General features: G+C 68.9%; 31 protein-coding genes. 18 read left to right on the top strand and 13 right to left on the bottom strand.

The features are described 5' to 3' along the window. Positions 1-111: 111 nt before the first annotated feature. The 3 genes from tolQ to GYM46_RS05285 are packed head-to-tail and all read left to right on the top strand — an operon-like array spanning position 112 to position 2,155. Positions 112-864, top strand: coding sequence for a protein TolQ (gene tolQ / locus GYM46_RS05295; RefSeq protein WP_008259719.1), 753 nt, complete (start codon positions 112-114; stop codon positions 862-864). A 3-nt stretch (positions 865-867) separates the two neighbouring features. After that, the gene (tolR, locus tag GYM46_RS05290) at positions 868-1,320 is read left to right on the top strand and encodes a protein TolR (protein WP_008260741.1); all 453 of its coding nucleotides are present in this window, start codon (positions 868-870) and stop codon (positions 1,318-1,320) included. Between the two features lie 4 nt (positions 1,321-1,324). Beyond that, positions 1,325-2,155: a hypothetical protein gene (locus GYM46_RS05285; RefSeq protein ID WP_008262228.1), complete on the top strand. Its 831-nt coding sequence runs from the start codon at positions 1,325-1,327 to the stop codon at positions 2,153-2,155. A 3-nt stretch (positions 2,156-2,158) separates the two neighbouring features. Here the strand turns inward: GYM46_RS05285 and GYM46_RS05280 are convergent, their stop codons facing one another. Both GYM46_RS05280 and GYM46_RS05275 read right to left on the bottom strand, forming a co-directional pair. Continuing rightward, positions 2,159-2,596, bottom strand: coding sequence for a TA system VapC family ribonuclease toxin (locus tag GYM46_RS05280; RefSeq protein ID WP_008263481.1), 438 nt, complete (start codon positions 2,594-2,596; stop codon positions 2,159-2,161). Beyond that, positions 2,593-2,820, bottom strand: coding sequence for a hypothetical protein (locus GYM46_RS05275; protein WP_040349912.1), 228 nt, complete (start codon positions 2,818-2,820; stop codon positions 2,593-2,595). The genes GYM46_RS05280 and GYM46_RS05275 overlap by 4 nt, the downstream gene beginning before the upstream one ends. A gap of 142 nt (positions 2,821-2,962) precedes the next feature. On the opposite strand from GYM46_RS05275, the gene tolB reads away from it, so the two are divergent. From tolB to GYM46_RS05230, 9 genes are all read left to right on the top strand, one after another. Continuing rightward, positions 2,963-4,336, top strand: coding sequence for a Tol-Pal system beta propeller repeat protein TolB (gene tolB / locus GYM46_RS05270; RefSeq protein ID WP_008264114.1), 1,374 nt, complete (start codon positions 2,963-2,965; stop codon positions 4,334-4,336). A 116-nt stretch (positions 4,337-4,452) separates the two neighbouring features. Next, complete coding sequence (gene pal, locus GYM46_RS05265; RefSeq protein WP_008259557.1) at positions 4,453-5,007, top strand: peptidoglycan-associated lipoprotein Pal; 555 nt, start codon at positions 4,453-4,455, stop codon at positions 5,005-5,007. Between the two features lie 109 nt (positions 5,008-5,116). Next, positions 5,117-6,253 carry a DUF3667 domain-containing protein gene (locus tag GYM46_RS05260; RefSeq protein ID WP_008262016.1) on the top strand — a complete coding sequence of 379 codons (1,137 nt, stop codon included), beginning with the start codon at positions 5,117-5,119 and terminating at the stop codon, positions 6,251-6,253. A 43-nt stretch (positions 6,254-6,296) separates the two neighbouring features. Then, the gene (locus tag GYM46_RS05255) at positions 6,297-7,145 is read left to right on the top strand and encodes a tetratricopeptide repeat protein (RefSeq protein ID WP_008260269.1); all 849 of its coding nucleotides are present in this window, start codon (positions 6,297-6,299) and stop codon (positions 7,143-7,145) included. Further along, positions 7,136-8,485 (top strand): tRNA lysidine(34) synthetase TilS, encoded by a 1,350-nt coding sequence (gene tilS, locus GYM46_RS05250; RefSeq protein WP_008261130.1) that lies wholly within the window; start codon positions 7,136-7,138, stop codon positions 8,483-8,485. Before GYM46_RS05255 ends, tilS begins: the two co-directional genes overlap by 10 nt. After that, complete coding sequence (gene ftsH, locus GYM46_RS05245; RefSeq protein WP_035310714.1) at positions 8,482-10,446, top strand: ATP-dependent zinc metalloprotease FtsH; 1,965 nt, start codon at positions 8,482-8,484, stop codon at positions 10,444-10,446. The genes tilS and ftsH overlap by 4 nt, the downstream gene beginning before the upstream one ends. Positions 10,447-10,739: 293 nt before the next feature. Then, positions 10,740-11,864 (top strand): acyltransferase family protein, encoded by a 1,125-nt coding sequence (locus GYM46_RS05240; RefSeq protein WP_164952614.1) that lies wholly within the window; start codon positions 10,740-10,742, stop codon positions 11,862-11,864. Positions 11,865-11,924: 60 nt separating this feature from the next. After that, positions 11,925-12,578: a hypothetical protein gene (locus GYM46_RS05235; RefSeq protein WP_008264141.1), complete on the top strand. Its 654-nt coding sequence runs from the start codon at positions 11,925-11,927 to the stop codon at positions 12,576-12,578. Between the two features lie 3 nt (positions 12,579-12,581). Continuing rightward, complete coding sequence (locus GYM46_RS05230) at positions 12,582-12,878, top strand: winged helix-turn-helix domain-containing protein (protein ID WP_008259231.1); 297 nt, start codon at positions 12,582-12,584, stop codon at positions 12,876-12,878. Here GYM46_RS05230 and GYM46_RS05225 read toward each other — a convergent pair. After that, positions 12,875-13,300 (bottom strand): GreA/GreB family elongation factor, encoded by a 426-nt coding sequence (locus GYM46_RS05225; RefSeq protein WP_008259126.1) that lies wholly within the window; start codon positions 13,298-13,300, stop codon positions 12,875-12,877. The genes GYM46_RS05230 and GYM46_RS05225 overlap by 4 nt on opposite strands. A 207-nt stretch (positions 13,301-13,507) precedes the next feature. On the opposite strand from GYM46_RS05225, the gene folP reads away from it, so the two are divergent. The 4 genes from folP to thiD all read left to right on the top strand — a co-directional run bounded on the left by folP (position 13,508) and on the right by thiD (position 15,990). Beyond that, positions 13,508-14,344, top strand: a complete 837-nt coding sequence (gene folP / locus GYM46_RS05220; protein ID WP_164952613.1) for a dihydropteroate synthase — start codon at positions 13,508-13,510, stop codon at positions 14,342-14,344. 65 nt (positions 14,345-14,409) lie between these two features. Further along, positions 14,410-14,766 (top strand): DMT family protein, encoded by a 357-nt coding sequence (locus GYM46_RS05215; protein WP_008260636.1) that lies wholly within the window; start codon positions 14,410-14,412, stop codon positions 14,764-14,766. Positions 14,767-14,809: 43 nt separating this feature from the next. Continuing rightward, complete coding sequence (locus GYM46_RS05210) at positions 14,810-15,154, top strand: DMT family transporter (RefSeq protein WP_008262594.1); 345 nt, start codon at positions 14,810-14,812, stop codon at positions 15,152-15,154. 50 nt (positions 15,155-15,204) lie between these two features. Beyond that, positions 15,205-15,990, top strand: a complete 786-nt coding sequence (gene thiD / locus GYM46_RS05205) for a bifunctional hydroxymethylpyrimidine kinase/phosphomethylpyrimidine kinase (protein WP_008264097.1) — start codon at positions 15,205-15,207, stop codon at positions 15,988-15,990. A 7-nt stretch (positions 15,991-15,997) separates the two neighbouring features. Here thiD and GYM46_RS05200 read toward each other — a convergent pair whose 3' ends face one another. Further along, positions 15,998-16,345, bottom strand: coding sequence for a hypothetical protein (locus tag GYM46_RS05200; protein ID WP_156796393.1), 348 nt, complete (start codon positions 16,343-16,345; stop codon positions 15,998-16,000). Between the two features lie 245 nt (positions 16,346-16,590). Between GYM46_RS05200 and GYM46_RS05195 the strand changes: the two genes are divergently transcribed. Both GYM46_RS05195 and GYM46_RS05190 read left to right on the top strand, forming a co-directional pair. After that, positions 16,591-17,172: a nucleotidyltransferase family protein gene (locus GYM46_RS05195; RefSeq protein ID WP_008260481.1), complete on the top strand. Its 582-nt coding sequence runs from the start codon at positions 16,591-16,593 to the stop codon at positions 17,170-17,172. A gap of 37 nt (positions 17,173-17,209) precedes the next feature. Beyond that, a complete protein-coding gene (locus GYM46_RS05190; protein WP_008264325.1) occupies positions 17,210-18,022 on the top strand; it encodes a DUF1295 domain-containing protein in 813 nt (270 codons plus the stop codon). 127 nt (positions 18,023-18,149) lie between these two features. Here GYM46_RS05190 and GYM46_RS05185 read toward each other — a convergent pair whose 3' ends face one another. The 9 genes from GYM46_RS05185 to hisH all read right to left on the bottom strand — a co-directional run bounded on the left by GYM46_RS05185 (position 18,150) and on the right by hisH (position 26,612). Continuing rightward, positions 18,150-18,455: a hypothetical protein gene (locus tag GYM46_RS05185; RefSeq protein WP_008260679.1), complete on the bottom strand. Its 306-nt coding sequence runs from the start codon at positions 18,453-18,455 to the stop codon at positions 18,150-18,152. A gap of 81 nt (positions 18,456-18,536) precedes the next feature. Beyond that, entirely contained in the window at positions 18,537-19,508 is a 972-nt protein-coding gene (gene glk, locus GYM46_RS05180; protein ID WP_008258989.1) for a glucokinase, read from the bottom strand. Between the two features lie 30 nt (positions 19,509-19,538). Then, positions 19,539-21,428 carry a phosphogluconate dehydratase gene (gene edd / locus GYM46_RS05175; RefSeq protein ID WP_008258676.1) on the bottom strand — a complete coding sequence of 630 codons (1,890 nt, stop codon included), beginning with the start codon at positions 21,426-21,428 and terminating at the stop codon, positions 19,539-19,541. Position 21,429: 1 nt separating this feature from the next. Beyond that, positions 21,430-22,146, bottom strand: coding sequence for a 6-phosphogluconolactonase (pgl, locus tag GYM46_RS05170; protein WP_040349223.1), 717 nt, complete (start codon positions 22,144-22,146; stop codon positions 21,430-21,432). Then, the gene (gene zwf, locus GYM46_RS05165; RefSeq protein WP_040349914.1) at positions 22,139-23,596 is read right to left on the bottom strand and encodes a glucose-6-phosphate dehydrogenase; all 1,458 of its coding nucleotides are present in this window, start codon (positions 23,594-23,596) and stop codon (positions 22,139-22,141) included. The genes pgl and zwf overlap by 8 nt, the downstream gene beginning before the upstream one ends. Positions 23,597-23,665: 69 nt before the next feature. After that, complete coding sequence (gene hisIE, locus GYM46_RS05160; RefSeq protein WP_008261513.1) at positions 23,666-24,289, bottom strand: bifunctional phosphoribosyl-AMP cyclohydrolase/phosphoribosyl-ATP diphosphatase HisIE; 624 nt, start codon at positions 24,287-24,289, stop codon at positions 23,666-23,668. A gap of 184 nt (positions 24,290-24,473) precedes the next feature. Next, positions 24,474-25,241 carry an imidazole glycerol phosphate synthase subunit HisF gene (hisF, locus tag GYM46_RS05155; protein WP_008262560.1) on the bottom strand — a complete coding sequence of 256 codons (768 nt, stop codon included), beginning with the start codon at positions 25,239-25,241 and terminating at the stop codon, positions 24,474-24,476. Positions 25,242-25,272: 31 nt separating this feature from the next. Then, the gene (gene hisA / locus GYM46_RS05150) at positions 25,273-26,004 is read right to left on the bottom strand and encodes a 1-(5-phosphoribosyl)-5-[(5-phosphoribosylamino)methylideneamino]imidazole-4-carboxamide isomerase (RefSeq protein ID WP_008261983.1); all 732 of its coding nucleotides are present in this window, start codon (positions 26,002-26,004) and stop codon (positions 25,273-25,275) included. Further along, on the bottom strand, positions 25,998-26,612 hold the full coding sequence (gene hisH / locus GYM46_RS05145) for an imidazole glycerol phosphate synthase subunit HisH (RefSeq protein WP_008263874.1): 615 nt from the start codon (positions 26,610-26,612) through the stop codon (positions 25,998-26,000). The genes hisA and hisH overlap by 7 nt, the downstream gene beginning before the upstream one ends. Positions 26,613-26,718 lie beyond the last annotated feature (106 nt).

Here is a 26,718-nt window from a genome sequence, read left to right as displayed (position 1 = left end):
CGTGCTTGGGAAGGTTAGAAGCCGCCCTCGCCACACAATGGTCACGCCCGCTCGGTCGAAGAGGGTGTCGCCAATCTCCAATCCGCAGCCGACCCCGCCCGGAGCGCCTGAATGACTACGCCCGTCGACGCCTCGATGATGAATCCCGTCGAACTGTTCCTGACCGCCGACTGGGTGGTGAAGACGGTGATGATCGGCCTGGCGGCGGCGTCGCTGTGGTCGTGGACCATCATCATCGACAAGGCCTTCCGCTTCACGGCCCTGAACAGGCAGGCCGACGAGTTCGAAAAGGCGGTTCAGTCGGGGCGTTCGCTGGAAGACGTGGCGACCCAGGCCGGGCCCGCGCCGGAACACGCCCTGCCGCGCATGCTGGTGATCGCCCTGTCCGACTGGCGCGAGGCGCGTCAGCGCGGGGCGCTGAACGACCATCAGGGCGACCTGCTGATGACCCGCATCGACCGGGCGCTGAACAGCCTGATCTCGCGCGAGAGCCAGCGGATCGAGAACGGCCTGGGCGTGCTGTCGGTCGTGGCGACGGCCTCGCCCTTCATCGGCCTGTTCGGCACGGTCTGGGGCATCATGAACGCCTTCGGGCGGATCGCGGCGGCGGGCAACACCAATCTGACGACGGTGGCGCCGGCCATCGCCGAGGCCCTGTTCGCCACGGCCATCGGCCTGGCGGCGGCCATCCCGGCCTATATCGCCTACAACAAGTTCTCGATCGACGCGGGCAAGTTCGCGGGACGGCTGGACGCCTTCGCCGACGACCTGCAGGCGGCGGTTGCGCGGCGTCTGGGCAGTTCAGCGACGCCGCCGGCCCCGACCGCGCCGTCGTCGGGCGTCAATCTGAACCGGAGCGTCTGAGCCATGGCCCTGGGCGGCGGTGCGAGCGGCGGCGGGCGTCGGGGACGGCGGGGACGCAGAGGCCCCCTGACCGAAATCAACGTCACGCCCCTGGTGGACGTGATGCTGGTGCTGCTGATCATCTTCATGATCTCGGCGCCGCTTCTGACCGTGGGCGTCCCTGTGGAGCTGCCCAAGACCGAGGCCAGCGCGGTCGAGACGGACAACGAGCCCCTGTCGGTCAGCATCGACCAGCAGGGCGCCATCTTCATCGCCGACAGCGAGACGTCGTTCGACGATCTGGCCGTGCGACTGCTGACCGAGGCGGGCGGATCGGACAAGGCGTCGGAGCGGCCGGTGTTCGTGCGCGCCGACGGGCGGGCGCCCTATCAGGCGGTGGCGCGGGTGATGGCGCGACTGTCGGCCTCGGGCTTCACCAAGCTGAACCTGATCACCGACACGGCGCCGGAGGCCTGATCGCTTGCGTCGGCCCAGCCCTGCCATTCTGGGATCCATCGCCCTGCACGCGGGTGTGGTCGCGCTCGCCTTCGTTTCGTTTTCGCACAAGGCGGACGAGCCCAAGCCGCTGGTGAACTCGGTGCCGGTGACCATCGTCTCGGAGACGGTGATCGAGGCTGCGGCGGCCGACAACCCGCAGCCGGAACCCTCGCCCGACGACGCCGCGACCGCCCCGGTCAGCGCGCCGGAAGAGCCGACGCCGCCCGCTCCGCAACCGACGCCCCCGCCGCCGACACCGACGCCTGCGCCGCCGCGTCCGACGCCGCGCCCGACCCCGACCCCGCCGCGGCCCACGCCGCCCCGTCCGTCGCCGCCGACGCCCGAGAAGGCGCGACCGACCCCGCCGCGACCGACCCCGCCGACGCCGGCCCGGCCCGCGCCGAAACGCAATGAGCCCAGTCTGGACCTGGACGCCCTGGCGGGACCGACGCGGCCGAACAACAATCGCGGCCGTCCGGCGACGGGTCAGCAGGGTTCAGGGACGGCGTCCCAGGCGACCGGGCCGCAGGTGACGGCCATCTTCAATCAGGTCTATCCGAACTGGGTCCTGCCCTGCGACATCCCCGGCGCCGACCAGCTGCGGATCCAGGTGGAGCTGACCCTGTCGGCTGACGGGCGGATCACGCGCGGGCCGTCGCTGATCAATCCGCAGTCGTCGTCGGTCTATCGCGCCGCCGCCGACGGGGCGCTGAGGGCGCTGCGCCAGACCGCGCCGTTCGACGTGCCCCAGGGCTTCCCCGGCGGGGCCTATCGCCCGACGTTCAACACCGAACGGGCGTGCCGCAACCGGTGAAGGTTAGGCGTCGGTGACCAGGTGAAGGGCCGCTCGCCCGTCCCTGACCGCATCCGGCGACAGGCGGCGATCCAGCGTCGCCAGCCGACCGCCGTTCGAGACGGCCAGAGCCAGCAGATAGGCGTCGGTGATCTGTTCGGGCGTCGTCAGGGCCGATGGATCGAACAACCGGTCGTCAGCCAGGCTGATGGCGTCCGGCCAGAAGACGTGACCCGCCATGTCCCGTAACAGTTCGAGAATCCGAACGATCTCGGACGGAGGCCCGACCGGATTGCGATAGCGACTGTTGCCGACAATCCGGACCAGGCCGTTCTCGGTTATCGGACAGGTGGCCCATGACCCGGCGGCCTCGCGCTGAAACCAACCATTCGCCGTATCGTGAAAGACGTGACGCGGATCGACGAGGGCGATCAGCACATTGACGTCCAGCAGATAGGTCAAGGCAGTTCGTCGCGGAGCGCGTTGACGTCCTCTAGCGTGACCATTGGTCCCGGTCGATCTGGCAGAAGAGGAACGCCATTGCGAAAGCGGACGGTCGTCTCCCGCTTTTGCAGCGCCTCTCGCGCGAGCTCGGACACGACTTCGCCAATCGTGCGGTCTTGATGGACCGCGATAGCTCGTGCGGCGTTCAGCACGTCGTCGTCAATGGCGAGGGTGGTGCGCATGGGTGGAAGATAGTGCATCACGCATCACGCATCAATGTGATTAGGCCGTCCTGAAAGTCGCCCCATTCGGCTTGAAGCTGGCGAATGTCACACGACCCGGCGATAAGGGGCGGCGATCCTTCGAGACTTACGGGAGCATTCCATGCGTCTGAACCTTCTTCTGGCCTCGGCCGCCGTCGTGGCCATGAGCGTGTCCTCTGCCCAGGCCCAGGGCCAGACCGCTCCGGCGCAGGCGGGCCAGCCGGTCGAGGTCGAGATCGATCAAGGCGTGCTGAAACCTCTGCAGATCGCCATCGTGCCCTTCACCGGCGATCATGGGGCGGATATTTCCAATGTGGTCAGCGGCAATCTGCGGCGGTCGGGCTTCTTCGAGCCGTTGAACCCCGCCGGCTTCATCGAGACCGGCCTGACCCTGGCCAATGCGCCCAACTTCCCGCAGTGGACCCAGATCGGGGCGCAGGCGGTGCTGTACGGCGGGGTGACGCCGCGCGGCGACGGTCGGCTGGATGTCGGCTTCCGCCTGTATGACCCGTATCGTCAGTGCCAGCTGGTCAGCTATCAGTTCACCGCCACCCAGGAGCAGTGGCGCCGGATCGCGCACAAGATTTCGGACGTCATCTATCAGCGGATGACCGGCGAGACCGGCTTCTTCGATTCCCGGGTCGTCTTCGTCTCGGAAGAGGGGACGCAGTTGAACCGGATCAACCGCCTGACCATCGCCGACCAGGACGGGTTCAATCCCACCTATCTGACCCAGGGCGACGAGATCATCATGTCGCCGCGCTTCTCGACCTCGCAGCCGGACGAGATCACCTATGTGGCGCTGGGCAAGGACTATAGCCGGATCTATCTGCGCAACCTGACCACGGGCCGCACCGAAAGCCTGGGCGAGTTCGACGGCCAGGTGCTGGCGCCGCGCTTCTCGAACGACGGCAACAAGATCGCCTTCTCGATCATCCGGGGCGGCAATACCGACATCTATGTGATGGACCTGCGCAGCCGGCAGCTGTCGCGCCTGACGTCGGACCCCGGCATCGACACCTCGCCGTCGTTCAGCCCGGACGGCAGCCAGATCGTGTTCAACTCGGACCGGTCGGGCCAGGCGCGCTTGTATGTGATGCGGGCCGACGGCTCGGGCCAGCGGCCGATCTCGCGCGGCGGCGGAACCTATACGGCGCCGGCCTGGAGCCCGACGGGCAATCTGATCGCCTTCACCAAGAGCGGCGGCGGCCGGTTCTCGACCGGGGTGATGAACGCCGACGGGTCGGGCGAACGCATCCTGTCGTCCAGCTATTTCGAGGAAGGCCCGAACTGGGCCCCCAACGGCCGCTATGTGATGTTCGCGCGCCAGACGCGGGGCGGGGACACGCGGCTGTGGACCGTGGACCTGTCGGGGCGGGTTGTGGCCCAGGCGGGCTATAACGGCCGCGGCACCGACCCGGCCTGGTCGCCCCTGCTGGACACGCCGCCGTCGAACCTGGGCTATGGCCAGGGGGCCGACAGCTGCCCGAGCTGAGCCCGTTCGGCTCAACAGTGTGTTATTCCGTCTGGCGCTCGAAATCGGGCCCGGGCAAACTGTATGGCCAAGCTTTAGGCCTCCGTCCTAATTTCAAAGTGTCAGGAGACGACCCCATGAAGACTTCCCGCATCATCACCCTGGCCATGGTCGGCTGCGCCGTCGCCGCCATGGCCGCCTGCGCCCGCAAGCCGGTCGAAGGCGTCGTGCCCGCCGCTCCGGAGACCGCGCCGACAGGCCCGGCCTATCCGACCGCCCCGACCGGTCCGGTGACGGGCGGCAACATGGGCGCCGCCGCCCCCGGCACGGAACAGGACTTCGTCGTCAACGTCGGCGACCGCATCTATTTCGACCTGGATTCCTATGACGTCCGTTCGGAAGCCATGCCGCGCCTGGACGCCCAGGCCCAGTGGCTGCAGCGCTATCCGCAGGTGACCGTCCGCATCGAAGGCAACGCCGACGAACGCGGCACCCGCGAATACAACCTGGCCCTGGGCGCCCGCCGCGCCGAGGCCGTGCGCACCTATCTGATCAATCGCGGCGTGCCGGCCGGCCGCATCGACACCATCAGCTACGGCAAGGAGCGTCCGATCGCCGAGGGGTCCAGCGAGGACAGCTGGGCGCGCAACCGCAACGCCCACACCGCCATCGTCTCGGGCGCCCCGCGCTGAGACGACTGGCCGGACGAGACGGATGGAGGCGTCGGCCAAGGCCGGCGCCTCTTTCTTTTTGCCTGCCGGGTGATCAAGGTGGCGGCGGATTCGATCGGGGGATTGGCGTTTGGATATCGAAGGGGCCGGTGGCGCGATCACCGGGGGACTGATCGCGGGGGCGGTCGAGAAGCCGACGGGGCATGCGGGCGAGGCGGGGCATGGCGTCTGTTCCGACTGCGGCGCGGCGACCAGCGGGAATTTCTGCGCCAACTGCGGCCAGGCGACCCATGTGCACCGCACCTTGCTGCACCTGGGCGAGGAGCTGTTGCACGGGGTCATGCATTTCGACGCCCGCGTCTGGCGGACCCTGCCGCTGCTGGCCTTCAATCCCGGCCGGCTGACGCGGGAATGGGTGGAGGGCCGGCGGACCCGCTATGTGTCGCCGCTGGCGATCTTCCTGTTCACCCTGTTCGTCATGTTCTTCGCGCTGAGCTTCATGCCCCAGCCGTCGGCGCCCGTGGTGCTGGCCGGCGACATTCAGGAGCAGCGTCAGGAATTGCTCGAGGCGGAGCGCGGTCTGGCCGAGGCCCGCGCCGAAGCCGCCAGCGACCCCTCCGGCATGGCCGACATGGGGATCAAGGCCGGCGAGGCCCTGGTGGCGCAGAAGCGCGCGGCGCTGGCGCGACTGGAAACCGAGCAGAGCCAGGGGCGGGCCGACGGGCTCAAGCCGGGCAGCTGGCAGGCCAGCATCAAGGACATCGCCTCGGGCGAGGATGTGTCGGGCGGCACGACCAAGCTGAAGGTCATGGGCCACGAGGCCGACAAGGATGACCACGGGTTCGGGGCTACAGTCTTGAAAAAACTCCAGAACCCGGACCTGGCCCTCTACAAGCTGCAGCAGACGATGTACAAGTTCGCCTTCCTGCTGGTGCCGTTCTCGATCCCGTTCCTGGCCTTGCTGTTCCTGTGGCGACGCGGCTTCACCCTGTATGATCATGGGGTGTTCGTGCTGTATTCGCTGACCTTCATGGCCCTGCTGTTGATGGTCATCGTCCTGGCCAGAACGATAAACGGCCCGCTGGGGGGACTGGTCACCGCCATCGGCGTGGCCGCCATCCCCGTCCATGTGTTCGCCCAGCTGAAGGGGGCGTACAGTCTGTCGATCTTTTCGGCCCTGTGGCGGACGGTCCTGCTGCTGTTCTTCTGCAACATCGTGATCGGCCTGTTCGTCATGGCCATCGTCTATCTGGGGCTGGGGCACTGACCCTGCCTTGCGGCGGCCCCAAATCGGTGGAACCTAGCGACCCATGACCTTCAAGCTCTCCTTCATGCGCAGCCGCGCCTTCGCCGCCACGGCCGTCGGCCTGGTCCTGATCGCCGGGGGCGCCGTCGCCCAGCAGGCGGCGCCGAACATCATGCAGCCGATCGAATGGGACAAGCGCCGGCTGGAACAGCTGGATCGCAATGTCCGTCGGCTGGAGCGCGCCCTGACCCAGCGCAACGCCGCCGGCGAGCCGGTGCTGGTCGAGCCCGACCCAGAGGTCGTCACCCTGCAGGGCCAGTTCGGCCTGATGAACCAGCGTCTTGAGGACCTGGAAGCCACGGTGCGCCGCATCAACGGCGACAACGAGCGGCTGACCTTCCAGCTGGACGAGGCCCAGCGCGACACCGCCGCCCTGCGCGCCCGGCTGCTGGACGCCGAGGCCCGGATCGAGAAGCTGGAGACGGCGGCCGAGCTGAACGCCCCCATCGAAGCCCATTCCCCGACCGGCGACGCAGCCCAGGATCTGGCCGCGGCGGTGCAGCTGATGAGCAGCGACCGAGCGCGCGGCGCGCGGGCGCTTGAAACCGTGGTCGCCGCCTGGCCCGACACGCCCCAGGCGCGCGAGGCCAATTCCCGTCTGGGCGACATCCGCGCCTCGTCGAACGACAAGGCCGGCGCCGTGCCCTTCTACGCCGCCGCCCTGAAGGACTGGCCGCGCATCGGCTGGGCCGCCGATACGACGCTGAAACTGGCCGACGCCCTGTTCGCCACCAACCGCAAGACCCAGGGCTGCGCGGCCCTGGGCGAGTTCACGCGCCGCTATGCGCCCGCCGCCTCGGACACGCTGAAGGCCCGCGCGACCCAGATGAAGACCGCCAACGGGTGCAGCTGAGGCCCGGGATCGACGGAACCGATACGGGCCTTGTCGCTCGGGTCTTTGCGCGGCTGGATCGGCGGCTGAGTTCTGACGCCCCCCAGCCGGTCGCCCTGGCCCTGTCGGGCGGGGGGGATTCCATCGCCCTGTTGAGACTGGCCGCCGCCTGGGCCAGGGCGCGAGGGCGGCCGCTGACGGCCTTGAGCGTTGATCACCGACTGAACCCGGCCAGCGCCGACTGGACCCGGTTTGCGGGCGAGGCGGCGCGGGCGGCGGGCGCGGACTGGCGCGGACTGGTCTGGGACGGGGACAAGCCCGCGACCGGACTGACGGCGGCGGCGCGGGCGGCGCGTCATCGGCTGATCGCCGAGGCGGCGCGGGCGATCGGGGCGCGGGTCGTGCTGTTCGCCCATACGGCCGACGACATCGCGGAGGCGGATCTGATGCGGGCCGAGGGCTCGACCCTGGGGCGGGTGCGCGAATGGTCGCCGTCGCCGGTCTGGCCCGAGGGGCGGGGCCTGATGCTGTTGCGGCCCCTGCTGGATGAACGCCGCGAGACCTTGCGGGCCTGGCTGGCCGGGCAGGGGGCGGAGTGGATCGAGGATCCTGCCAACGCCGACCCCCGCTTCGGCCGCAGCCGCGCGCGGCGGGCGCTGGCGGGGACGGTTCCGGACGGGGCGGCGGCGGGGCGGGACCGCCCGTCGTCCGAAGGGATCACGGCGAACCACGACGGGACGGTGCGGATCGCGCGCGACGTGCGGGCCAGGGGGCTGGCGGCGGCCCTGGTCTGTGTCGGCGGCGGGGCGACGCCGCCGCGCGGGGATCGGCTGGACCGGCTGATGCAACGGCTGCAGGTGGGCGAGGATTTCGCCGCCGCCCTGTGCGGGGCGCGGGTCGAGGCGGACGGCGAGACGATTCTGCTGATGCGCGAGGCCGGGGAACTGGCGCGCCGCGCGCCGCCGCCGCTGTTGCTGCATCCCGGCGTCGAGGCGGTGTGGGACGGCCGGTTCGCCTTTCGGGCGTCGGGGGCCGGCTGGTCGGTCGCCCCGGCGCGGGGGCGGCTGTCGGCCCTGTCGGCGGCGGATCGAGCGGCGGTGAACCGGGCGCCGGCGGCGGCGCGGGGGGCGGCGCCCGTCCTGATCCGGGACGGCCAGGCCGGGCCGGTTCTTGCAGGCGCGGGGGTCGAACGGCGCGAGCTTGTCGCGGAACGGCTCAGGCTGGCGCTGGACGAAACGACGCATGAAGACGATCTGATTGCGCCGCCATGGCGTAACGCAGCCGAAGCGCCTATTTTCGGTGACAGACAATCCAGACCGTGGGCTCAATCCGGGCCGGCGGACGACCGAGGACCTCAATGAACCTGCGAAATCTGGCGATCACGGGCGTTATCATCCTGGCCTTGCTCGCGGCCTACGCCGCCGTGTCGCAAGGCGGAGCCGTGACCGGCATGGGCGCCCAGGGCGCTCAGGGCGCCGGCCGCCCCGAACAAATCACCTATTCCCAGCTGGTGCAGCGGGTCGAGGCCGGCGACGTCAAGGAAGCCACCATTCGCGGCGACCAGGTGAACGGCGTCTACAAGAACAACGGCCGCTTCACCGCCACAACCCCCTACCCGAACGAGCAGCTGGTCAATTCCATGCTGGCCGCCAACGTCAACGTCGACGCCAAGACCACGCGCCAGTCGATCTGGATGAGCCTGCTGATGGGGATCCTGCCGATCGCGCTGCTGGTCGGGGTGTGGATCTTCTTCATGCGCCAGATGCAGGGCGGGGCGCGCGGCGCCATGGGCTTCGGTAAGTCCAAGGCCAAGCTGCTGACCGAGCACAAGGGCCGCAAGACCTTCGACGATGTCGCCGGCGTGGACGAGGCCAAGGAGGAACTGCAGGAGGTCGTCGACTTCCTGAAGGATCCGGGCAAGTTCCAGCGCCTGGGCGGCAAGATCCCCAAGGGCGCCCTGCTGGTCGGCCCTCCCGGCACCGGCAAGACCCTGCTGGCCCGCGCCGTGGCCGGTGAAGCCGGCGTGCCCTTCTTCTCGATCTCGGGCTCGGACTTCGTCGAGATGTTCGTCGGCGTCGGCGCCAGCCGCGTGCGCGACATGTTCGAACAGGCCAAGAAGAACGCGCCGTGCATCATCTTCATCGATGAGATCGACGCCGTCGGCCGCCATCGCGGCGCCGGCCTGGGCGGCGGCAACGACGAGCGCGAACAGACGCTGAACCAGCTGCTGGTCGAGATGGACGGGTTCGAGGCCAATGAAGGCATCATCCTGATCGCCGCCACCAACCGTCCCGACGTGCTGGACCCCGCCCTGCTGCGTCCCGGCCGTTTCGACCGCCAGGTGGTGGTGCCGAACCCCGACGTCTCGGGCCGCGAACGCATCCTGCGCGTCCACATGAAGGACGTGCCCCTGGCCGCCGACGTCAACGTCAAGACCATCGCGCGCGGCACGCCCGGCTTCTCGGGCGCCGACCTGGCCAATCTGGTCAATGAGGCGGCCCTGACGGCGGCCCGCAAGGACCGTCGCATGGTCACGCACCGCGACTTCGAGGACGCCAAGGACAAGGTGATGATGGGCTCGGAACGTCGCTCGATGGCGATGAACGAGGAAGAGAAGCGCCTGACCGCCTATCACGAGGCCGGTCACGCCATCGTCGCCATGAACGTCAAGATGGCCGACCCGGTGCACAAGGCGACCATCGTCCCGCGCGGCCGCGCCCTGGGCATGGTGATGCAGCTGCCGGAAGGCGACCGCTATTCGATGAAATACCAGCAGATGATCGACCGGATCGCCATCATGGCCGGTGGCCGGGTGGCCGAGGAGCTGATCTTCGGCAAGGAAAACATCACCTCGGGCGCCAGTTCCGATATCGAACAGGCGACCAAGCTGGCCCGGGCCATGGTCACGCGCTGGGGCTTCTCCGAGAAGCTGGGCACGGTGGCTTACGGCGACAATCAGGAAGAGGTCTTCCTGGGCCACTCCGTCGCGCGCAGCCAGAACGTCTCGGAAGAGACGGCCCGCACCATCGACGAGGAGGTCCGCCGTCTGGTCGCCTCGGGCTGGGACGAGGCCCGCAAGATCCTGACGACCAAGGCCGATCATCACGAGAAGCTGTCGCAGGCCCTGCTGGAGTACGAGACCCTGTCGGGCGAGGAGATCAAGGATCTGCTGGAGAAGGGCGTCGCCCCGAACCGCGACGAGAACAACTTCCCCAACGCCGGGCCCTCGGTCTCGGTGCCGGTGACGCCGGTGTCGGACGGGACCACGGTCGAGATCCCGGTCGCCGCCCCGGCCGCGACCAGCGTGCCGACGGTTCACTGAGGCGGGATGTCTCCGTTCTCTCCATCATCCTCGGGCCTGACCCGAGGATCGGCGCGGGATCAGGCTGTGCGTCGCCTTTGACGCAACGCGGTTGAACATCCGGTCCTCGGGTCGAGCCCGAGGATGACGATGTTGAATGAACCCGCCGGGAGCGATCTCCCGGCGGGTTTTTCTTTGCCTGCGTCGCCACACCCATCGCCCCAGTCCGACAAGCAGCGTTAGGATTCCTGTGAACTAGTTTGCAATACAGACTAGTCTATGACATACAGTGTTATCCAGAACGGGAGAGCGTCATGTCGATGTCAGAGACGGGTTCATCCGAGCGTCTTCACGGGCTTGACGCGCTGAGAGGCGCGGCCTTGCTCTTGGGCGTGGTGCTCCACGGCTCGATGTCCTTCTTTCCGACGCAGATCTGGATCGTCGGCGACGACCAGCGGTCGGTGTGGGCCAGCGGGCTGTTCTTCGTCATCCACCTGTTCCGGATGACGACCTTCTTCCTGATCGCCGGTCTGTTCGCCCACATGATGCTGGCGCGCGCGGGCGTGTGGGGGTTCGTGAAGAACCGCCTGGCCCGGATCGCTGCGCCGCTGGCCGTCTTCTGGGGGCCGGTGCTGACAGCCATCGTCGTGGTGCTGATCTGGAACGCGGGCCTGCAGGGCATGACGGCCGCCGATGCGCCGCCGACGCCTGAATATGACTGGACCAACATCCCATTGACCCATCTGTGGTTCCTGTGGGTGCTGCTGATCTTCTATGTCGCCCTTCTGGTTCTAAGGGCGCCTTTCGCCGCGCTGGACCGGAGCGGCGCCTGGGGGAGGGTGATCGACGGTATCACGACCGGCCTGATCGGCCCGTGGGGACCGTTCGTCCTGGGGGCGCCGCTCGCGCTGGCCCTGTGGTTCCAGCCGAATTGGATCGCCTTCTTCGGCGTGCCGACGCCGGATGCGGGCCTGATCCCCAATATGTCGGCCCTGGTCGGGTTCGGCCTGGCCTTCGGCTTCGGCGCCCTGCTGGATCGTCGGCGTGACCTGCTGGGCCGCATACAGGCCTGGTGGCCGGCCTATCTGGGCCTGGCGATGGGAGCCGGAACCACAGCCCTGATGCTGGCGGGCGGGCCGGACCCGCATCTGGTCCCGATGACCGATCCGGCGACCAAGGCGATGACGGCGGCGGCGTTCGGCGTCGCGACCTATGCCTCGGTCTTTGCGGCCGTGGCCCTGGCGCTGCGGTTCTTCGGGGGACACAGCTGGGCCATGGCGTGGCCGGTCAAGCTGGCGCTGGTCGTCGGCGGGGTGCTGACCGTCTCGCTGGCCAGCTATGAACTTCTGATCCGCCATAGCTTCATGGGCCGCTGGCTGAACGGCCGCCGGGTTTCCTGGCGGCGCAGCCCCGCGCCCGCTCTGTCACCCGCCGAATAGCTTGCCAACCCCCACGGCTGCGTCCATCCGAGGAACGCGCCCGCCGCAGAGGAATCATCGATGATCGACACGTCCCGCAGCACGCCCGAGGCCGATCTGGCCTTCCTGAGGTCCATCGTCCAGGGCGGGGGCGATCCGCGCGCGACCCTGACCATGGGCGTCATGTATCTGGCCGGCGGCCTGTTGTACGGCCTGCAGTGCCTGGTTCACATCGGCCAGTCGCTAGGCGTGGTCCGCTGGCCGGGCCCGGTCAGCCTGGGCTTCGTCGCCGGGATCACCATCGCCTTCCTGGTGGTGATGGTCTGGGCCATCCGCGAGGACCGCAAGCGACCCAAGGCCAGCCCCATCGTGACCCGGACCCTGAACGCGGCCTTCAGCGGGGCGGGCATGGCCAATCTGGCCATCATTATCGTCTTCGGCTTCGGCGCGGCGCGGGACGGGGATTTCGCCGTCTGGCTCTATTACCCGGCCATGATCTTCGCCCTTCAGTCAGCGGCTTGGTATGTGGCCTGGACCCTGAAGAAGAAGGGCTGGATGCTGGCGGCGTCGCTGGGAGGATGGGCGACGGCAGTGGCCTTGGGGCTGCTGGTGCGCCAGCCGCTGGTCTATCTGTATGTCGCCACGGCGGCGCTGTTCCTGCTGTTCGCGGGACCGGGCTGGATCATCACCCGCGAGGCGCTGAAGAAGCGCACCGTCGATGCGGACGCCGGCTGACCCATGGGGCTGAACGACCTGGGGCGGATCGACGAGGTCATCCACGGCCGCATGCGGCTGGGGATCATGGTCTATCTGGCAGACGCCGAGGCCGCTGACTTCACCGAGCTGAAGACGGTGCTGGAGGCGACCCAGGGCAATCTGTCGGTCCACATCAAGAAGCTGGAGGAAGCCGGCTACGTCGCCGTGGCCAAGAGCTTCGTCAACAACAAGCCCCTGACGCGGGTGTCGATCACCCCCGAGGGCCGCAAGGCCTTCGCCGGCTATCTGGAGGCGCTGGGCGGGCTGATCGGGCGTTAGTCGCCGCCGGGGGTTTCCGGATCCTCGATCATGACCGGGGTCAGGCGGCGGTCCGCGCCCGATGGATCGGTCCAGGCGATGGTGTGGCCCTCCACGAGGCCGATCAGGCCGGCGCCGACGTAGGACAGGACGGACACCTTGCCTGCGTCGATGTCCGCCTCGTTCGGCAGGACGATCTGGATGCGGCGCGGCTGGGGCGAACGGCCATCGACATAGTGCAGCCAGCGGTGAAGCGGCGCCGCGCCCCTGGGCCGATCGCCGGGCTCGCAGATGACGGCGCGTTCCAGCTCCTCCTGCAACAGGCCGGCGACGCCTTCAGCAGGCATGTCGCCCACCAGGCGCGACAGGGTCTGGTGGTCCCTGGCGCTGAGAAAGATGTCGGGGCGCGAGGGAGACGCGGTTCGGGCGGTGGATTGGGTCATGGTTCGGCTCTTTGATCGCAGACGCCTGCAGGCGCGCGTTCGCGCGTCACATGAAGGCTGAGGATAATCGGGTTTCAGATCGTCGCCCGGAACGGGGCGAAAGGCGCGCGGCCGTTCCGGGTCAGTCGCCTGCGACGAGGCGTCCTGCGTAAGAAAGGCGTCGAGCCTGGCTGACGAGCGGGGTGATCACGTCTAGAGGCTGATCTCATGAAGCGTGAAAGTCAAACCTCGCCGATGTCCGTCTTGTCGCAGGTCATGGGGATCGTGAACGTCACGCCGGACAGTTTCTCGGACGGCGGACGGTGGACCTCGACGGCGGCGGCGGTGGGCCATGCGATGCGGCTGGTCGAACAGGGGGCGGACGTGCTCGACATCGGGGGCGAGAGCACCCGGCCGGGGGCGGAGCCGGTGGGCGAGGCCGAGGAGATCGAGCGGGTCGCGCCGGTGATCGCTGCGGTTCGCGCCCGCTGGGGCGGGCCGATCAGCGTCGATACGATGAAGCCCGCCGTGGCCCGCGCCGCCGTGGCGGCCGGGGCGACGATGTGGAACGATGTGACGGCCCTGAGCCAGGCGCCCGACAGTCTGGCGGTCGCGGCCGAGCTGGGCTGCGCGGTGGTGCTGATGCACATGAAGGGCGAGCCGCGGACCATGCAGGCCGACCCCCGCTATGGCGACGTCGTGGCGGAAGTGCGGGACTATCTGCGCGACCGGGCCGGGGCGGCGATGGCGGCGGGGGTGGCGCGGGAGAATATCTGGCTGGACCCGGGCATCGGGTTCGGCAAGACGCTGGAGCACAATATGGCGCTGACGGCGCGGCTGGGCGAACTGGCGGCGCTGGGGTTCCCGGTGCTGTACGCGGCCAGCCGCAAGCGGACGATCCAGGCGGTCGATCCCACGGCGGTCGAGGCGACCGACCGGCTGGGCGGCTCGCTGGCCCTGGCGCTGGAGGGGGCGCGGCGCGGGGCGCGGATGGTGCGGGTCCATGACGTGCGCGAGACGGTCCAGGCGCTGAAGCTGCTGGCCGCGGTGGCGGCGGCGGGCTGAAGACCCGCGACGCGAGGTCGCGGCCGGTGTAGGGGCGAAGCGAACCGTCGTCCTGATCAAAGCCCATGCCTCTGAGCCCCTATATCGCCCCCATCGTCATGCTGGCCCTGTCGAACGTCTTCATGACCTTCGCCTGGTACGGACACCTGAAGTTCGATCACAAGCCGCTGTGGCTGCTGGTCATGGCCAGCTGGGGGATCGCCTTCTTCGAATACTGGCTGGCGGTGCCGGCCAACCGGATCGGGCATCAGGTCTATTCGGCGGCGGAGCTGAAGACGATGCAGGAGGTGATCACCCTGCTGGTCTTCGCCGGATTCTCGGTGCTGTACCTGGGCGAGAAGCTGACGGTGAACCATCTGGTCGGGTTCGGCTTCATCGGCCTGGGGGCCTTCTTCATCTTCAAGGGGCCGCTGGGCGGGTAAGCCGACGCTTGCCCCGGCGGACCGGCTGGGCCATCTGGGCGGCATGTCCTGGGTCATGTCGATCAATCCGTGGGTGACGCTGGTCGTCGCCGGTCTGCTGGAAGTGCTGTGGGCGTCCGGCCTGAAGAACGTCAGCCTGCAAAGGCCGCTGACCTCGCTGGGCGTGCTGGTCGCGCTGGCGGCCAGCATGATCCTGTTGTGGGTGGCGACGCAGAAGCTGCCGATCGGCACGGCCTATGCGATCTGGACCGGGATCGGCGCCGTGGGCGCGGCCCTGGTGGGGATCGTCGTCTATGGCGAGCCGGCGACGGCGGTGCGGGCGGTGTGCATCCTGCTGATCGTGTCGGGGATCGTCGGGCTGAAGCTGTTCTCGGGGGCGCACGCATGAGCCCCGCTCAAGCAGACGCCCGCCGCGCGGGCGGCGGTAGCGAAAGAAAAATGGGCCGGGTCCTGATCCTGGCCGGGTCGGACAGCGGCGGGGGCGCCGGGATCCAGGCCGACATCAAGGCGGTGACGATGATGGGCGGGTTCGCCGCCACGGCGATCACGGCGATCACGGTGCAGAACACCCTGGGGGTTCACGGCGTCCATCCGCTGCCGCTGGAACTGATCGCGGCCCAGGCGCGGGCGGTGCTGGAGGATATCGGGACCGACGCCTTCAAGACCGGCATGCTGGGCTCGGTCGAGGTAGTCGAGACGGTCGCGGCCCTGTTGGACGAGGCGGACGCCCCGGCTGTGGTCGATCCGGTCATGGTGGCCAAGGGCGGCCATCCGCTGCTGCCCGATGCGGCGGTGGAGGCGGTGAAGCGGCTGATGATCCCGCGCGCGGCCCTTCTGACCCCCAATGCGCCCGAGGCCGAGGCCCTGACCGGGCTGGCGGTGCGCGACATCGACGGCCAGCGGCGGGCGGGCGAGGCCTTGCTGGCCATGGGGGCGCGGGCGGTGCTGATGAAGGGCGGTCATGTGGACGGGCCGACGGTGATCGACCTGCTGATGACGGCCGACGGGGAGACGGTGCTGGAGGCCGAGCGGATCGACACCCGCCATACCCACGGCACCGGCTGCACCCTGGCCAGCGCCTGCGCGGCGGGCCTGGCCCTGGGCCGGCCGCTGGAGGTCGCGGTGGCGGAAGCCTGGGCCTATGTCGGCGAGGCGATCCGGCGGGCGCCCGGCTTGGGCGGCGGGCATGGGCCGCTGGATCACGGCTGGCCAGTGCGGGGGTAGGGGCAGTCTAGGGCGTGAAGGGCTTCTTGAATCTCTTCGCCCGAGACCACGCGCCCTTGTAGAAGAAGTACAAGAAGGTGGCGGCCAAACCGGGGACGACGAATCCGGCGCAGAATTCCGACCAACTCGAAGGAAGGCCGCCTGTGTAAAGCGCCAGCAAGGCGAACGCCGCATAGAGCGCGGCGAAGAACAGCTTCAATTTGTCTGCGAACATATTGCCTGAGCCGCGTTTGGCCCGGGGAGGAGGCTTCGGCGCTTCTGGCGATTCTACCACGGCGCTCTCGCGTTCGAGCACGTCCAGCGCCCGAGAGAGTTCTCTCAGTTTCTCGTCAGTGGACCGGGGCGCTGTGTTCATGAGCGAAGCCTAGCCGTGACTAGACTCTCTTTCCACCCTGTTCCCCACTGCAAACAAGGTTTGGGTTAGTCATCCTCGCCCTTGTGGCGAGGATCCATACGCTCGGTGTTTCCGCGCGGTGCGCCTCTTCGATACCGGGAGTATGGATCCGAGGGACAAGCCCTGGGATGACGGGGAGAGAGAGTGCTGGGGATGAAACCGGGCGACGTCTCCCGTTGATCGGACGGGGAGGCTAAGGGTAGGCGATGAGCGACGCCCTGAGCCTGAAGCTAATCGAAATCGTCCGCGCCGATCCCGGCCTGATGCACGTCTTGCGGACGGTGCGGGGGCTGGACCTGCCCGACTTGCGGCTGGTGTCGGGGGCAGTCTATCAGGCGGTGTGGAACGCCAGGACGGGACGGCCGGCGGGATACGGGATCAAGGACTATGACCTGGCCTATTTCGACGGTTCGGACCTGTCCTACGCGGCCGAGGACGTCGTGATCCAACAGGTCGCCGCCGCCTTTGACGAGCCCTTCCGCAGCCAGGTCGAGGTCCGCAATCAGGCGCGGGTCCACCTGTGGTTCCAGAACCGGTTCGGCGAACCCTATGAGCCGTTGCACTCGACCGACGAAGCCCTGGGCCGGTTCGTGGCCCCGACCTTCGCCGTCGGGGTGCGGCTGGAGGCGGACGACACGATCACCGTGGCGGCGCCGTTCGGGCTGGAGGATGTATTCGCAATGGTCGTGCGGCCGAACCCCAACCGGCCGCTGGCCAAGGGCTGGGCCAAGACCATCGAGAACGCGCGGGGGCGGTGGCCTGAGTTGACGGTGGTCGAACCGGCCTAGGCGCCATCCATCGGCCGACGGCCGCCGTATCAGGCTCATGACCCTGATCGACATCTTTATCTTGCTGGGACTGAACCTGGCCCTGATCGTCGCCGTGATGCTCGGCCTGTGGCTGGTCGCGCTGAAGCTGAAGGACGTCAGTTTCATCGATGCGGTCTGGCCGCTGGGCATGTTGCTGCTGGCGCTGGCGACCCTGCCGCGCGCCGAGGGCGATCCGGCGCGCAAGGGGCTGCTGGTGGGGCTGTGCGCGGTCTGGGCGCTGCGGCTGGGCTGGCACCTGTTCCGGCGCTGGCGGGCCAGCGGGGCGGATGGGCGGTATGTGCAGATCGTCGAGGATCAGGAAAAGTCCCACGGCTGGTCCTTCGGCAAGACGGCGCTGTTGTTCGTGTTTCTGCCCCAGGCCGTGCTGGCCTGGCTGACGTCGTTGCCGGTGCAGATGGGTCAGGTGGCGGCCCAGCCGGGGCTGGGCGTGATGGCCGGGCTCGGGGCGGTGCTGGCGGTGGTCGGGATCGTGTTCGAAAGCGTCGGCGACGCCCAGCTGGCGGCGTTCAAGCGCGATCCGGCGAACAAGGGCAAGGTGCTGGACACCGGCCTGTGGCGCTATACGCGGCATCCGAACTATTTCGGCGACGCCTGCGTCTGGTGGGGGCTGTGGCTGATCGCGGCGGAGACGGGCGTCGGCCTGTGGTCGATCGCGGGGCCGATCTTCCTGACCTTCACCCTGACGCGCTGGTCGGGGATCGGGATTACGGAGAAGGCGATCAACAGGTCGCGGCCGGGGTATGCGGACTATGTGAAGCGGACCAGCGCCTTCGTGCCGTGGCCGCCCTCCCGTCATCCTCGGGCTTGACCCGAGGATCGGATGATCCGCCGCTGGTGCGAACACGCGAAGCACAGACCGCCCCGCGCCCGGTCCTCGGGTCAAGCCCGAGGATGACGGACGGGGGACGGGGCGACGGATCGCCTAGGCGCCGACCCTAGTTGGTGGTCGGGGTGTTGTGGGTGGTCATGCCGCGGTCGGCGTCGCCGCCCTGTTGCTCGATCTGGTCGGCGCGACGGTCGGCGTTTTCCTCGACCTGGTCGGCCTGACGGTTCAGGGCGTCTTCCTGGGCGTCGGTCGGGGCGGCGTCGGCCTGGGCTTCCAGCTGGTCGGCGCGGGCTTCGCCCGTGGCCTCGACGGCGTCGGCGCGGCTTTCGGCGGCCCGGTCGGCGGCGCTTTCACCGCAGGCGGCGACGCCCGAGAGCACGAACAGCGAGGCGGCGGCGATGGCGAACTTCTTCATGGCGTTTCCTTCCGTTTTTGGAGCGGGGGAAACGTCACGGCGGCGGATGGGTTCACGCCGCCGTGATATTTTCGTGAGGCCTCAGCCCTCGGCTTCGGCGAAGGCGACGCGGGCGGCGCCCAGCAGGGCCGCATGTTTGTGCATGATCACCTTGGTCGGAATCTCGGCCATATAGTCCTTGAACCGACCCTTGCGCTCGAACCGCTGGCGGAAGGGGCTGGCCTTGATGAAGGGCAGGATGCGCGGGACGATGCCGCCGGCGATATAGACGCCGCCGCGCGCGCCGGTGGTCAGGGCGATGTCGCCGGCGACCGCGCCCAGGATGGCGCAGAAACGGGCCAGGGTGGCGCCGCAGGGGCTGTTGGGGTCCTTCATCGCCGTCTCGGTGATCTGGGCCGGATCCTCGATATGGGTCTCGCGGCCGTCGATCTCGGCCAGGGCGCGGTGCATGTTCAGCAGGCCGGGGCCGCAGATCAGGCGTTCGATGGAGACGCGGTCATAGCGGCGGCGCAGGATGCGCAGGATCTCGTCCTCGACCGGATCGCCGGGGGGGAAACAGGCGTGGCCGCCTTCCGACGGCATGGCCATCTCCTTGCCGTGGGCGTCGCGCACCAGGGCGGAGACGCCGAAGCCGGTGCCGGGGCCGAGCACCGCGACGGTGCAGTGGGGGTCGCCGTCGACGGGACCGCCCAGGCTTTCCAGCTGGTCCTCGGGCACCACGGGGGCGCCCCAGGCCAGGGCTTCAAAGTCGTTGATCAGCTTGACCGGCTTCAGGCCCAGGGTCTGAAGCTCGCTCTCGGACACCTGCCAGGGCGAGTTGGTCAGGTCGATGGCGCCGTCGGTGACGGGGCCGGCCACGGCGATGACGCCGCCGGTCGGCTTGATCTCGCAGCCGTCGATGAAGGCGGCGACGCCCTTCAGGAAGGTGGGATAGCGCTCGGCCGGGAAGCTCTCATGGTGGTCCAGCACGGGCTTGCCGTCCACCATCCGGGCCAGGGCGAAACGGGCGTTGGTGCCGCCGACGTCGCCGACGAGGAGGGTCTTGTCATTCATGGGGTCGTTTCCTGCGGTCGGTTCGGTGGATCAGGCGTCCACGGTCCGGTCGACGAAGTTGGGATCGGGCGGCGTGTCCGTATGCGATTGGGCGCCGCTGGGGAAGGCGAAGCAGACGGTGGCGCCTTCTTCTGCGGTGGTGACGACGTGGCGGAAGGCCGCGAACAACTCGCGGCCATAGCCCCAGGCCGTGCCCGCCGCGTTGGCGGCGGCGCGGGCGGCGGCGGGACGGGCCGACAGATCGCCGACGCCCACCGTGGTCAGAACCCCGGCCTCGGCGTCCAGACGGATGACATCCCCGTCCTTCACATGGGCCAGGGGGCCGCCGGCCAGGGCCTCGGGCGAGACGTGGATGGCGGCGGGGGTCTTGCCGCTGGCGCCCGACATGCGGCCGTCGGTGACGAAGGCGACCTTGAACCCCTTGTCCTGGATGACGGACAGGGCCGGCGACAGGCTGTGCAGTTCGGGCATGCCGTTGGCCTTGGGGCCCTGGAAGCGCAGGACCACGACGACGTCGCGGAACAGCTTGCCGTCCTTGAAGGCTTGCAGCGCGTCCTCCTGGGTCTCGAAGACGGCGGCGGGGGCCTCGACGATGCGGTTCTCGGGCTTGACCGCCGAGACCTTGATGACCGCGCGGCCCAGGTCGCCCTTGACCAGGCGCAGGCCGCCCTCCTTGTCGAAGGGGTTGGAGGCGGGGCGCAGGATGTCGAGATCCAGGCTTTCCTTGACCCCGTCGCGCCAGACCAGCTGGCCGTCCACCATCGACGGCTCCTGGAAATAGGGCTCGATTCCCTTGCCCATGATGGTGGTCACGTCCGAGTGGATATGGCCGGCCTGGGCCAGTTCGCGGGCGACGAAGGCGACGCCGCCGGCGGCCTGGAAGGCGTTCACATCGGCCGAGCCGTTGGGATAGACCCGCGCCAGCAGGGGGGTGACGGACGACAGCTCGTCCATGTCGGTCCAGTCGATCAGCACGCCCGCCGCCCGGGCCATGGCGACCAGGTGGATGGCGTGGTTGGTCGAGCCGCCGGTGGCCAGAAGGGCGACGATGGCGTTGACGATGGACTTCTCGTCGATGACGTCGGCCATGCGGCATTCGCCGCTGCGGGCCAGTTCGACGGCGCGCTGGGCGGCGGCGGCGGTCAGGGCGTCGCGCAGGCCGGTGTCCGGATGGACGAAGGCGGTCGAGGGCATGTGCAGGCCCGCCAGCTCCATCATCATCTGGTTGGAGTTGGCCGTGCCGTAGAAGGTGCAGGTGCCGGGCGAGTGATAGGAGCCGATCTCGCTTTCCAGCAGGGTCTGGCGATCGACCTTGTTCTGGGCGTACTCGGCGCGGACGCGGGCCTTCTCGGCGTTCGGAATGCCCGAGGGCATGGGGCCGGCGGGGGCGAAGACGACGGGCAGGTGGCCGAAGGCCAGGGCCCCCATGAACAGGCCGGGCACGATCTTGTCGCAGACGCCCAGCATCAGGGCGGCGTCGAAGGCGTCATGCGTCAGGGCCACGCCCGTGGACATGGCGATGACGTCGCGGCTGAACAGCGACAGCTCCATGCCGGGGCGGCCCTGGGTGACGCCGTCGCACATGGCGGGGGTGCCGCCGGCGACCTGGGCCGTCGCGCCGACCTGACGCACCGCTTCGCGGACTACGCCGGGGAAGCGTTCGAACGGCTGGTGGGCCGACAGCATGTCGTTATAGGCGGTGACGATGCCGAGGTTGGGCTTGGACCCGTCCATGGCCGTCAGCTTGTCGGCGATGGTCTGGCCGGCGAAGGCGTGGGCCCAGTTGGCGCAGGACAGTTTGGCGCGGCCGGTCCCGCTGTCGCGGGCGGCGTCCATGCGGCGCAGGTAGTCGGCGCGGGTCGCGCGGCTCTTTTCGACGATCCGGGCGGTGACCGCGGCCACCGTGGGGTGCAGGGTCATGTCAGCTGGCTTCCGTGTACAGAACTTCAAGGGGAACGCCGGCGGCGATCAGGGCGGCGATGGGCTGGATCCTGGGATCGCCCTGGGCCTCCTGCTCGAAGACGCGGCGCTTGGCCTCGCCCTTCAGGCCCAGGATCACCCGGCCGGCGGACATCAGATAGGGCAGGTTGATCGACAGGCGCTCGATGGTCGGCGCCGCGCCGTCGCGGCCGTGGGGCACGCCCAGGACGGTCGGCTTCAGCGTCGGGGTCAGCAGGGTCTTCAGGGTGGGGCTGTTGGGGAACATGGAGCAGATATGGCCATCCTCCCCCATGCCGAGAAGGACCGCGTCGAAACGCCCGCCCGCATCGGCCAGGGCGTGGGCGGCGACGATGGCGGCGCGGTCCACCGTGACCTCGGGCGTATAGAGGGGGATGAAGCGGCCGGCTGCGGCCTTGTCCTGCAGCAGGACGTCGCGGATCAGCCGGGCGTTGGACTCAGGCGAGGTCTCGGGGACGTAGCGTTCGTCCACCAGGGTGACGGCGATCCTGGCCCAGTCCAGATCGGTCGCGGCGAGGCGGCGATAGACGGGGGCGGGGGTCGTGCCGCCGGGGCCGGCGAAGACAGCGGCGCCCTTGTCGCGGACGGCGCCGCCCAGGGTCTCGGACAGGCGGGCGGCGATGGCCTCGGCCCAGGCGTCGACGGTGGGGAAGGTTTCGATCACGGGCGTCTCAGACATTGGTCGTGTTCCAGTCGCGGCCGGTGCGCATCATCAGCATGTCGGCGCTGTCGGGGCCCCAGGTGCCGGCGACATATTCGTCGGGCTTCTGGCCGGACTCGGCCCAGGCCTCGGCGACCTCGTCGACCCATTTCCAGGCCTGTTCCGCCTCGTCGCGGCGGACGAACAGGGTGGAGTCGCCGGCCATGGCGTCCAGCAGCAGACGTTCATAGGCGATGCGGCGGCGCGGCGGCGCGGCCGACTTGCCGTCAACGCCCCACGACAGGCTCATGGTGATGGGCTGGAGCTGCATCCGCTTGTCCAGACCGGGGCGTTTGTTCATCACCGTCAGCGAGATGTCTTCCTCGGGCTGCAGCTCGATGATCATGCGGTTGGCCGGCGCCTCGCCTTCTTCATTGTCGAAGATCGAGTGGGGAACGGGCTTGAACTGGATGACGATCTCGGTGCGCTTCTCGGGCAGACGCTTGCCGGTCCGCATGAAGAAGGGCACGCCGGCCCAGCGCCAGTTGTCGATGTCGGCGCGGATGGCGACGAAGGTCTCGGTGTCGGAATCCGCGCCGCGCTCCTCGTCATAGCCCTTGACCGGCTTGCCCTCGGACACGCCCGCCACATACTGGCCGCGCACGCTGACGCGTTCGGCTTCTTCGGGGGTGATGGGCCGCAAGGACCGCAGCACCTTGACCTTTTCGTTGCGCAGCGATTCCGGATCCAGGTCCGACGGCGGCTCCATGGCCACCAGGCACAGCAGCTGGAGCATGTGGTTCTGGAGCATGTCGCGCAATGCTCCGTACTCGTCGTAATAGGGCCAGCGGTCGCCGACGCCCACCGTCTCGCCGATGGTGATCTGGACGTGGTCGATCGTCAGATTGTTCCACAGCGGCTCGAAGATGGTGTTGCCGAAGCGCAGCGCCGTCAGGTTCTGGACCGTCTCCTTGCCCAGATAGTGGTCGATGCGGAACACCTGGTCCTCGCTGAAGGCGTGGGACACGGCGTCGTCGATCTCGCGGAAGGACTTGAGGTCGCGGCCGACCGGCTTCTCCAGCACGATGCGGCAGTTGCGTTCGGCCAGGCCCGCCGTCTTCATCGCCGTGACGATGCGGCCGTACAGCGAGGGCGAGACGGCCAGGAAGGAGGTGACCTCGCCGTCGCCGACGCGGTCCTTCAGGCCCTTCAGACTGGCGGGATCGGTGGCGTCCACGGCCAGATAGTCGAGCCGGGCCTTCATCTTGGCCCAGGAGTGGTCGTCCCAGGCCCTGTCCGCCTCGGCCTTGGCCTTCACGGCGTCATGGACCTTGGCCACATATTCGTCGGGGGTCTCCTCGGAGCGGGCCGCGCCGATGATCTTCAGATCCTCGGGCAGGAGGCCGTCATGCTCCAGGAAATAGAGCGAAGGCAGCAGCATGCGCATCGCCAGATCGCCGCCGCCGCCGAACAGAATGAGAGCCGCCATCGCAATTTCCTCGATCATCCCCGGGGCGGGAATGCACGTCCTTAGGGTTCGGCCTCGTCTTGGTGGGCCTTAGCCGGGGGCTTTGCCCGCTTCCGCACGCGAGGCCAACACGTCCAGCACGTCCTGAAACACCATGTTACGGGCGTGGAGAAGCACCAAGAGGTGATAGATCAAATCCGCAGCCTCGCTGGCGAGTTCCTCGTCCGGGCCGGCGACGCCGGCCAAGGCGGTCTCCACGCCCTCCTCGCCGACCTTCTGGGCGATGCGTTTGACGCCCTGGGTCATCAGTTTGGCGGTCCAGCTTTCGGACGGATCTGCGGCGGCGCGTTCGGCGATGGTCTGTTCCAGCCGGGCGATGCGGCCCAGGCCCGGCGCGTCGGCCGCGCCGAAACAGCTGGTGCGGTGCAGGTGGCAGGCGTCGCCGACCGGGTTGACCGACAGGACCAGGGCGTCGCTGTCGCAGTCGGCCGTGATGCCGACGACGTGCAGCCGGTCGCCCGAGGTCTCGCCCTTGCGCCAGCGTCCGCCGCGCGAACGCGAGAAGAAGGTGGCCTCGCCGGACTGGATCGTCTCGTCCAGGGCGGCGCGGTCCATATAGGCCAGGGTCAGGACCTGAAGCGTGGCGGCGTCCTGCACCACGACGGGAACCAGGCCGTTCCCTTTTTCGAAATCGATGGCAGCGGGGTCGATCATGGGATCCTCTCCTCAAAAATCCTCCCCCTCTGGGGGAGGGGGACCGCCCGAAGGGTGGTGGAGGGGGTAAGGGCGTGCGGGGTGTGGAACATCGGGCGGCGGCGCGCGGGCGGGCCCCCTCCACCACCGCGCAAGAGGCGCGGCGGTCCCCCTCCCCCAAGGGGGGAGGATTGCGGGTCAGGAATCATATCCGCATCTCCAGGCCTTCGCCCGCCAGATAGGCCTTGAGGTCCGGGATGGCGATGGCGCCGGTGTGGAAGACGCTGGCGGCCAGGGCGCCGGAGACGTCGGCCTGATTGAACACATCCTTGAAATGCTCGGGCGCGCCGGCGCCGCCCGAGGCGATCAGGGGGATGGTCAGGCGCGCGCGGGCGGCGGACAGCTGTTCGATGTCGTAGCCTTTGCGCACCCCGTCCTGGTCGATGCAGTTCAGCACGATCTCGCCGGCGCCCAGGCCCTGCGCCTCGTCCAGCCAGTCCAGGGTGCGCTTGCCGGCGCGGCGGCGCGCGTCGGGATCGCCGGTGTATTTGTGGACCACCCATTCGCCGTCCTCCAGACGACTGTCGACGCCGACGACGACGCACTGGCTGCCCAGGCGGGCGGCCATTTCGGCGATCAGTTCCGGGCGTTCCAGGGCGGGGGAGTTGATCGACACCTTGTCCGCGCCGTGGTCCAGGCAGCGGGCCGCCTGATCGACGCTGCGGATGCCGCCGGCGACGCAGAAGGGGATGTCCAGCAGCCGGGCGATGTCCCGGATCCAGCCATAGTCCAGGGTCCGGCCCTCGGGGCTGGCGGTGATGTCGTAGAAGACCAGTTCGTCGGCGCCCGCGTCGCGGTATCGGGCGGCCAGCTCCGCCGCGTCGCCCATGTCGGTGTGGCCGACGAACTTCACGCCCTTGACCACCCGGCCGTCCTTGACGTCCAGGCAGGGGATGATGCGCCGGGCGGTCATTGGACCGCCCTCCTGGCTGAAGACTGGGCCGTCATGCCGCCGTCGCTATGGCGTCGGGCAGGGTGAAGCGGTTCTCGTAAAGGGCGCGGCCGACGATGGCGCCGTTGCAGCCCAGCGACTTGACCGCCGCGATGTCGTCCAGCGACGAGACCCCGCCCGAGGCCTGGAGCACCAGGTCCGGCCGCCGCCGTCGGATTTCCGCCAGAAGCTCCAGATTGGGGCCGGTCATGGCGCCGTCACGGCCCACGTCGGTGACCAGCAGGTGTTTGAAGAGTCCCTTGGGATAGCGGTCGAGGGCGGTCCACAGATCGACGCCCGATGACTGGGTCCAGCCCTTCAGGGCGGGCACGGGCACGCCGTCCTCGATCTTGACGTCGAAGGCCAGGGTGATGTGCTCGGCGCCGAACCCCTTCAGCCAGGCGGCGACATCATTCGGCTGGGTCACCGCCAGCGAACCGACGACGACGCGCGAGACGCCCGTGTCCAGCAGTTTGGCGACGTCGTTGGCGCTGCGCACCCCGCCGCCGGACTGGATCTTGACGTCGATGGCCTTTGTCAGTTCGCCGATCAGGGCGTGCTGCACGGCTTCGCCGGCCTCTGCGCCGTCCAGATCGACGACGTGGATCCATTCCGCCCCCTCTGCGGCGAAGGCGCTCAGACGGGTGGCCGGCTGTTCGTCATAGCGGGTCACCTGGTCGAACTTGCCGTGCATCAGGCGCACGCAGACGCCGTCCTTCAGGTCGATGGCGGGATAGATCAGCATGATGGATCCTCGGGCAGGCCCAGGAAGTTCCTGAGGATGGTCGCGCCGGCCTCGGCCGAGCGTTCGGGGTGGAACTGGCAGCCCCAGCGGTTGGCGGCGCGGACCACGGCGGGGACAGGGCCGCCATAGTCGGCGCGGGCCAGGGTGGCGGGGCCGTCGGGACAGACATAGCCGTGGACGAAATAGGCGTAGGCGCCGTCGGCGACCCCCTCCAGCAGCGGATCGTCACGGTCGCGCGTCAGCCGGCTCCAGCCCATATGCGGCACGGGCAGGGCGCCCGCCGGCTCCAGCCGGGACACGGCGCCGGGGATGAAGCCCAGCAGATCGACGGCCTCGCCCTCCTGGCTGGTTTCGAACAGCAGTTGCTGGCCCAGGCAGACGCCCAGCAGGGGGCGAGGGAAGGCGCGGATCGGCTCGATCAGGCCCAGTTCGGACAGGCGGCTCATGGCGTAGCCGGCCGCGCCGACGCCGGGCAGGATGACCAGTTCGGCCTCGGCGATCACGGCGGGATCGTCGGTCAGGCGCACGGTGGCGCCCAGACGCTCGAGCGCGAACTGGACCGAGGCGATATTGCCGGCGCCATAGGCGATGACGGCGACTTCGGTCATGCGATCCTCCCCCCTTGGGGGAGGGGGACCGCGCGTAGCGTGGTGGAGGGGGCGAGGGCGCACGAGGTGCGGAGCGTCGGACGTCGGCGCGCGGGCCGGCCCCCTC

This window comes from Brevundimonas mediterranea, from assembly GCF_011064825.1.
Classification (GTDB): domain Bacteria; phylum Pseudomonadota; class Alphaproteobacteria; order Caulobacterales; family Caulobacteraceae; genus Brevundimonas; species Brevundimonas mediterranea_A.
This window is presented reverse-complemented; position numbering and strand designations above follow the sequence as displayed.

Coding starts and splice junctions, on each gene's coding strand:
- tolQ (WP_008259719.1), top strand. CDS start 112: ATGACTACGCCCGTCGACGCCTCGATGATGAATCCCGTCGAACTGTTC.
- tolR (WP_008260741.1), top strand. CDS start 868: ATGGCCCTGGGCGGCGGTGCGAGCGGCGGCGGGCGTCGGGGACGGCGG.
- GYM46_RS05275 (WP_040349912.1), bottom strand. CDS start 2,820: ATGCGCACCACCCTCGCCATTGACGACGACGTGCTGAACGCCGCACGA.
- tolB (WP_008264114.1), top strand. CDS start 2,963: ATGCGTCTGAACCTTCTTCTGGCCTCGGCCGCCGTCGTGGCCATGAGC.
- pal (WP_008259557.1), top strand. CDS start 4,453: ATGAAGACTTCCCGCATCATCACCCTGGCCATGGTCGGCTGCGCCGTC.
- GYM46_RS05255 (WP_008260269.1), top strand. CDS start 6,297: ATGACCTTCAAGCTCTCCTTCATGCGCAGCCGCGCCTTCGCCGCCACG.
- ftsH (WP_035310714.1), top strand. CDS start 8,482: ATGAACCTGCGAAATCTGGCGATCACGGGCGTTATCATCCTGGCCTTG.
- GYM46_RS05240 (WP_164952614.1), top strand. CDS start 10,740: ATGTCGATGTCAGAGACGGGTTCATCCGAGCGTCTTCACGGGCTTGAC.
- GYM46_RS05235 (WP_008264141.1), top strand. CDS start 11,925: ATGATCGACACGTCCCGCAGCACGCCCGAGGCCGATCTGGCCTTCCTG.
- GYM46_RS05230 (WP_008259231.1), top strand. CDS start 12,582: ATGGGGCTGAACGACCTGGGGCGGATCGACGAGGTCATCCACGGCCGC.
- GYM46_RS05225 (WP_008259126.1), bottom strand. CDS start 13,300: ATGACCCAATCCACCGCCCGAACCGCGTCTCCCTCGCGCCCCGACATC.
- folP (WP_164952613.1), top strand. CDS start 13,508: ATGAAGCGTGAAAGTCAAACCTCGCCGATGTCCGTCTTGTCGCAGGTC.
- GYM46_RS05215 (WP_008260636.1), top strand. CDS start 14,410: ATGCCTCTGAGCCCCTATATCGCCCCCATCGTCATGCTGGCCCTGTCG.
- GYM46_RS05210 (WP_008262594.1), top strand. CDS start 14,810: ATGTCCTGGGTCATGTCGATCAATCCGTGGGTGACGCTGGTCGTCGCC.
- thiD (WP_008264097.1), top strand. CDS start 15,205: ATGGGCCGGGTCCTGATCCTGGCCGGGTCGGACAGCGGCGGGGGCGCC.
- GYM46_RS05200 (WP_156796393.1), bottom strand. CDS start 16,345: ATGAACACAGCGCCCCGGTCCACTGACGAGAAACTGAGAGAACTCTCT.
- GYM46_RS05195 (WP_008260481.1), top strand. CDS start 16,591: ATGAGCGACGCCCTGAGCCTGAAGCTAATCGAAATCGTCCGCGCCGAT.
- GYM46_RS05190 (WP_008264325.1), top strand. CDS start 17,210: ATGACCCTGATCGACATCTTTATCTTGCTGGGACTGAACCTGGCCCTG.
- GYM46_RS05185 (WP_008260679.1), bottom strand. CDS start 18,455: ATGAAGAAGTTCGCCATCGCCGCCGCCTCGCTGTTCGTGCTCTCGGGC.
- glk (WP_008258989.1), bottom strand. CDS start 19,508: ATGAATGACAAGACCCTCCTCGTCGGCGACGTCGGCGGCACCAACGCC.
- edd (WP_008258676.1), bottom strand. CDS start 21,428: ATGACCCTGCACCCCACGGTGGCCGCGGTCACCGCCCGGATCGTCGAA.
- pgl (WP_040349223.1), bottom strand. CDS start 22,146: ATGTCTGAGACGCCCGTGATCGAAACCTTCCCCACCGTCGACGCCTGG.
- zwf (WP_040349914.1), bottom strand. CDS start 23,596: ATGGCGGCTCTCATTCTGTTCGGCGGCGGCGGCGATCTGGCGATGCGC.
- hisIE (WP_008261513.1), bottom strand. CDS start 24,289: ATGATCGACCCCGCTGCCATCGATTTCGAAAAAGGGAACGGCCTGGTT.
- hisF (WP_008262560.1), bottom strand. CDS start 25,241: ATGACCGCCCGGCGCATCATCCCCTGCCTGGACGTCAAGGACGGCCGG.
- hisA (WP_008261983.1), bottom strand. CDS start 26,004: ATGCTGATCTATCCCGCCATCGACCTGAAGGACGGCGTCTGCGTGCGC.
- hisH (WP_008263874.1), bottom strand. CDS start 26,612: ATGACCGAAGTCGCCGTCATCGCCTATGGCGCCGGCAATATCGCCTCG.